This window comes from Allocoleopsis sp. (assembly GCF_036703385.1).
In the GTDB taxonomy this organism is placed as follows: Bacteria; Cyanobacteriota; Cyanobacteriia; order Cyanobacteriales; family Coleofasciculaceae; genus Allocoleopsis.
The window spans coordinates 1-5,757 of sequence record NZ_DATNPA010000048.1; the positions used below are offsets into that span (position 1 = coordinate 1).

The following is a 5,757-nucleotide window of genomic DNA, read 5'->3' on the forward strand; positions in this document are numbered from 1 at the left end:
GCGTCGGTGTTATCCAAGCGGAAAAAGAGCTTGCTCCGTTGGACACCCTTGTCGCTACCATAACTGCTAACACTGAGCGATCGCAAATGCTCAAAGAACGGTTTTGCCACGAGTTCCACCACTCGAACAATTGGTAGTTGACGCTCAATCAGCGTTCCACTTTCTCTCCAGTCAAGATATAGATAGCCATCGTTGGGCTGAGGTAAGGGTGCGATCGCATTCTTGAACCGATCACTGTTCACTAAAGAATTTTCGACGCCTTTGAGCGCCTGATTCATGGCCTCAATCGAAGTCGTGAAAATCTCATAATCTCCTACAGTTGTGTGGACACCCCCAACTTGTGCCTCTAATTTCATCAAACGCTTATCTTTACCGCCCACAGGAATAGCCGAGGTAACCAGCTTTGTCCAAGCCGTGATGCTCGTATCTCCTAGGGGTAAAGCACCTACACTGAGTCCTCGCTGCTTGGCAATAGCGTCTAGATGTTCAATGGATGCCTCCGCTGCCTCTGAACCTTTTTGCGCCACAAAAATCCAATCCGGATTGTCTCGATCTGGACGCGGCATCATCGAGAGGGCATATTCGTCTTGCACCCAACTAAAGATATCCTCAGGTAGTTGAATACCCCAGTTTGACTGCAAACTAGCAACAGCCTGTTCCAGCAGAGGTTTGAGAGCATCATTCATTCCCTCAGCGGATGAGAGTTGAGTCCAGAGTTGGTTCAGATTAGTTCCTGCGATCGCCAAAGCACTTTGGGCAGGAATGTACTGCAACGCTGCCACCGGCTCAGACAAGGTCGCTTCTCGGCTGCTATCACCCGATTCTGACCCCAGTAATGCCGTTTGTGCGACTAACCCTAGACGGTTCAAGGAAAGGCCCAGCGCCAGGGTTTCAGACCCCTTGAATGACTCTCGCACGGGGGCTGGCTGCTGGGAAATCCAAGCGGCTAGGGAGGGGATATTGACAAAACTCAGACCAATTCGTGGCTCAGACAACGTTTCCAGCATTTGCTGATACTCTGGGTCATCCTTTAAGCTGAGGTTGGCAGCTTGGACGTTGTTGAGTGCATCGCGCAATACCTTGGGGTGATTGGCAAATAGTACGAAGCGATCGCCCACTACCGCACTGGTTAAGGCTTCGGGGAGCGGGTTTTGATTGGAACCCTTGGTAGATGTCTCAATTTGGCTTAAGGGACGCCTGTAAATCAGGTTAACGCCCTTGTACTTTTCAAAGACTACATCGTCAACACTGGTAGCAGCCTGTTGGGAATAGAAAAGTTGCAAGAACTGCCGCGCCCGTTCTCCGTCTTTCGTCTTGACAACGAGCAAATACCCAGGTTGGGTTGCATTGGCGGGGTTGCGGTCAAAGTCTAAAGAGGTTACTGCTAGGCTGATTTCATCTCCCAGCCAGGGTTGAATATCTCGCTGATAGTTTATGTCAGTGTTGAGCAGCAGACTGTTTTCGATTTGGTTCAGTTCAGCACGCGATCGCCGTCGTGCGATCGGACGTGCTACGAGTTGCCGAAATGCCTCCAAGCGTCCTGGGTTTACCAGGAGTGATACCATTGCGGGTGCTTGTTTCGGCACAAAGATGGCAGCCGTTGGATTTGCCACCACCCCTTGTTGCAACAAATTTAGGGGGCTTTGAGAAGTTAACCAGAAAAAGCCAGCCACTGCAATTAACAGCAACCCAGTGGCTCCTGCTGCCAGGACATAAAAAAATGAGCGTAGCTTCATGTTGAATTCCGACCGCGTCCGATGGCGATTGAGGGAGCAATAGTCCCTATTCCACGCCTATTATATGTCGTGGTGGAATCCTGATTCTCGTTCTACAACCAGCCTGGACTAGGGGCATCCCACCCAGACCACTTCTTCTGCAAGAGAAGGCAAGCTAGCTTGGTTGTACCAAAACACTCAGATTCCAATAAAACCTATCTCTGCTAGCGTGCAGCTTATGCAGAGTTACCCAAGGGGTCGTTACTTAACTTAATCAATCAATAGGAAAGGCGATCGCTAATATGTGGAGAGTTTGTAGTGAGGACTTTAGCCTTCTTGTGAGCAGCGAATCAAGCACCTAATACGAAATGATTTTATTATGGGCAATTAACCGGACATGATATCACACATTAATATCAGTCCGCTCATGCATGAGAAAACCCAAAGACTCTTCTCAGTCAAGCCCTCGTTCAATTAATCTTTCTATTTTTTAGATAAGTAAAATTAAAAATTGTTATGAATGTTGCGTTTAGATTGCAGCATATTCTAAAAGAGGAGAACTTCTTCGCTGTTTCCTAGCTTTTCATCTATCTCTCATCTCCACAAGTAGTTAACTCTTTAGGCTGACACTGTTTAATTTCGATAGTAATTCCGTGGGCTCCCTCCTGTTTCAAGTCCTCAAGGTAGCCAACTTGAGCATAGTCAGCCTCCTGTCTACTAGCAAAAGGCCCAAAGTAGTAAGTACAACAGGGAAAGGCTGTAACAATTTCGACCCACCATCCCAATTCAATCCCGTCCTCTTGAGTAAAGTTTCTTAAAGTCATAGAAGCTATCCTGATTCTGATTAAAGAAATTTACAATTGCTGACACATAAGCCAACCAGCTAAAGCCTCAAGACGACAGACTATTACTAATTACTCAACCAAGCCCAGAAAAATTCCCCTTCACTTGACGAGGGTTAAGATTCGTTGAGGAAGAATATTGGGTCGGTTTTCTATGATTTGATGAAACTCTTGATGAAGTTCTAATCTCGTTGCCTCCAAAACTGGCATAGCCTGTCTGCATCGAGAGCAATACCAATAGATTTGGTTGTGGCAGATATGGCGAAGGAGGCGATCTGAGCAGCAAGGACAAGTGTTCATAGGATTTCTCGCAATCAATACTTATGACGTTACCCCCCATTAGTCAAAATTTCGGGCAACAAATCGGGTAGAAATCGGTAAGAAATTGAGATGATGAGGAATAACTTACAACGAAGTCTCAAGCTTTATTGTAATATTTGTAACTTTGCCGTCTAATTGAGTTGACTTGTGAATACTGCATCAGTCTTTAGTTAGAATTTGGGACTCTTGTCATCAAAACTTTTGGATGTAGAGTGGGTACTGCGCTTACCAAAACACGAATAAGGTGGTTCTATGGTTAGCCTGGAGTGTCCACCTGGTAGTTATTGAGAAGGCTGTAAGAGCTGAGATGAGGTGAAAAGCCCTGCCATAAAACGTTTCGATGCACTCAGCAGGCACACCTTAAGCTGTGAGTTTTTTGCACCAACTCGTGCTATGAGCCTGGAGTGAACTCAGAACCTCAGGCGGGATAAGGGATTGGGAAGGTCAGGATTTCAGCTATTTGTCGTTATCAAATATTATGAATATTTGTAAGATATCTGTATCTTGGCGATACTAGCCAGCTGAATTAGTCGTCCGGGAACGGTTGCATCATCAAATAAATCTAATTAAATCTGAATGGCACATCAATTTTTGAGTCAACCCATTGCCCAAATTAGCGTGGAACAACTGCATCAGCGGATGTGCGAATCCCCTGAGGGTCTTCAGCTGATCGATGTGCGAGAGGAGGAGGAAGTTGCGATCGCGCATTTGGAAGGCTTCGAGAATCTTCCCTTGAGTGCATTTGCCGAATGGTCAGATAAAATCCAAACTCTCTTTGACCCAGACACCGAGACACTCGTCCTCTGTCATCATGGCAGTCGCTCGGCTCAGATGTGTCAGTGGTTATTGGGGCAAGGTTTTACCCATGTCAAAAACATCGTCGGAGGGATTGATGCTTACTCGCTCATCATCGATCGCAGCATTCCTCGCTATTAGCTGCCGTTCATGGCAAACCACTGACCCTCGTTTCTTCTGTTATCTTAAAGCTAACGCCAATTGGTTGCCAATAGCAGCATCTGCATAGTTCCTAGGGATTGCAACTTGATGGCTGATTTCTCTGACTGAGAGATTTTCTCTTAGCCTGATCAACTCCAAGACAGCCTTCGTCCGGATAGAAGTCGGCAAGGCGTGTAATTCACCCTACACCCTCTCATTTATATAATCCTTGGCCTCTGTTTAAAATCTGATTAAGATCAGCTTTTGTTCAAATGTCTCAGCAAGTCAGTTTGACTAATCGACAACAACAAATTCTTTGGGCTACTATCCGTCATTACATTGCGACGGCAGAACCTGTGGGTTCCAAGGCGTTGGCGACGGAATATGACCTTAGTGTTAGCCCTGCAACTATTCGCTCCTGCATGGGCGTTTTGGAAAAAGTAGGGTTATTGTATCAACCTCATACGTCTGCGGGACGAGTTCCCTCTGACTCCGGCTACCGAATTTATGTCGATCAGCTGATCACTCCTTCTGATACTTTGGGACGTAAAGTTGAGCATTTACTCGCAGATCACTTGAATTGGGAAGAAGCCGGCTTTGAAGCATTTTTGCGAGAGGCAGCACAAATTCTCGCTACTGTTAGTGGGTATATTGCATTAATTACGCTACCTCAGAATCGAAGCACACGCTTGCGCCATTTGCAATTGGTACAGATAGAGCCGAGTCGGGTGATGTTGATTGTGGTAACGGATTCCTACGAGACACAGTCTGTCTTGATGGAACTTCCCCAACTAGCAGATGACACGACTCAGGACGAGTCGATGATTGATCGCGAGTTACAAATTTTATCCAACTTTTTGAATAGTAAGCTGCGGGAGCGATCGCTCAGTGAATTGGCAACTTTAGATTGGAGTGAGCTAGACAGAGAATTTGCTCAGTATGCTGATTTCTTGAAGAGGTTACTAGCCGACTTGACTCGCCGCGCCAGAACACCTGTTCCCACACAAATAATGATTCGCGGCATCTCAGAGGTGTTGCGTCAGCCAGAATTTTCTGAGTTGCAGCAAGTTAAGAGCTTAGTGCATTTATTGGAAGAAGAGCAGAATTTACTTTGGCCTGTCATTTTTGAGATGCCCGAGACTCTAGGATCAAAGCGTCGGGTAAAAGTTCGGATTGGCTCAGAAAATCCCTTGGAACCCATGCGTACCTGTACTCTGGTAAGCGCCACCTATAAGCAGGGTGAAGTCCCAGTGGGAAGTGTGGGAATCCTCGGCCCAACTCGGATGCTCTATGAAAATGCGATCGCACTTGTAGAAACGGCTGCTGATTATCTCACAGGTGCCTTGAGTCAACCTGCTTAAGTTGGGTCAAAAGTCAATTTATTTTGGATTCAAGGAAAGGAAATCACCGCAAAAGGGATGGACATGAAACCGAAAATTCCTGTAGTCTACAATCTAAAACTCTTTTTCAAGAGTCAAGCTAATTTACTTTGGTTTGTATCCTGCAACTATATATAGCAGTCCCTAAGATATAGCAATCGCCAAGGTGATGAGGACTCTCCCAAATAGTGAAACCTTGATTAGTTACTATTTTCCCTTCTGCCTCCTGCCCCCCGCCTTTTGCTATAGTAGTCTGCCGCAATTATCATGACTAGAAAACTTGGATTTGGGTTACTCTGGCTCAGCATTGTTATCTATGCTTTTTTCCTCGCCCCTCCCAACCAACCCGATACATTTGAACTGATTAAAAACCTGTCTACTGGTAACTGGGGTGGCATCAATCCCTTAATTATTAGTCTTTTCAATATCATGGGCATTTGGCCTATGATTTATGGCTGCTTGATGTTTATTGATGGCAGAGACCAAAAAATTCCGGCATGGCCTTTTGCCGCAGGCTCTTTTGGGGTGGGAGCGTTTGCCTTATTGCCTTACCTAGCCCTACGG

The 5,757-nt window shown here is 46.0% G+C and carries 4 protein-coding genes and 1 pseudogene; 3 read left to right on the forward strand and 2 right to left on the reverse strand.

The features are described from left to right. A partial coding sequence (locus V6C93_RS02575; protein ID WP_333475081.1) for a DUF3352 domain-containing protein occupies positions 1 to 1,736 on the reverse strand: 1,736 nt, incomplete at its 3' end. 566 nt (positions 1,737 to 2,302) lie between these two features. After that, positions 2,303 to 2,539, reverse strand: coding sequence for a DUF1816 domain-containing protein (locus V6C93_RS02580; RefSeq protein WP_333475082.1), 237 nt, complete (start codon positions 2,537 to 2,539; stop codon positions 2,303 to 2,305). Between the two features lie 915 nt (positions 2,540 to 3,454). On the opposite strand from V6C93_RS02580, the gene V6C93_RS02585 reads away from it, so the two are divergent. The 3 genes and pseudogenes from V6C93_RS02585 to V6C93_RS02595 all read left to right on the forward strand — a co-directional run. Then, on the forward strand, positions 3,455 to 3,814 hold the full coding sequence (locus V6C93_RS02585; RefSeq protein ID WP_333475083.1) for a rhodanese-like domain-containing protein: 360 nt from the start codon (positions 3,455 to 3,457) through the stop codon (positions 3,812 to 3,814). Positions 3,815 to 4,086: 272 nt separating this feature from the next. Then, positions 4,087 to 5,175 (forward strand): heat-inducible transcriptional repressor HrcA, encoded by a 1,089-nt coding sequence (hrcA, locus tag V6C93_RS02590; RefSeq protein WP_333475084.1) that lies wholly within the window; start codon positions 4,087 to 4,089, stop codon positions 5,173 to 5,175. Between the two features lie 285 nt (positions 5,176 to 5,460). Next, positions 5,461 to 5,757, forward strand: a pseudogene (locus V6C93_RS02595) (DUF2834 domain-containing protein); the annotation flags it as partial.

Coding starts and splice junctions, on each gene's coding strand:
- V6C93_RS02580 (WP_333475082.1), bottom strand. CDS start 2,539: ATGACTTTAAGAAACTTTACTCAAGAGGACGGGATTGAATTGGGATGG.
- hrcA (WP_333475084.1), top strand. CDS start 4,087: ATGTCTCAGCAAGTCAGTTTGACTAATCGACAACAACAAATTCTTTGG.
- V6C93_RS02585 (WP_333475083.1), top strand. CDS start 3,455: ATGGCACATCAATTTTTGAGTCAACCCATTGCCCAAATTAGCGTGGAA.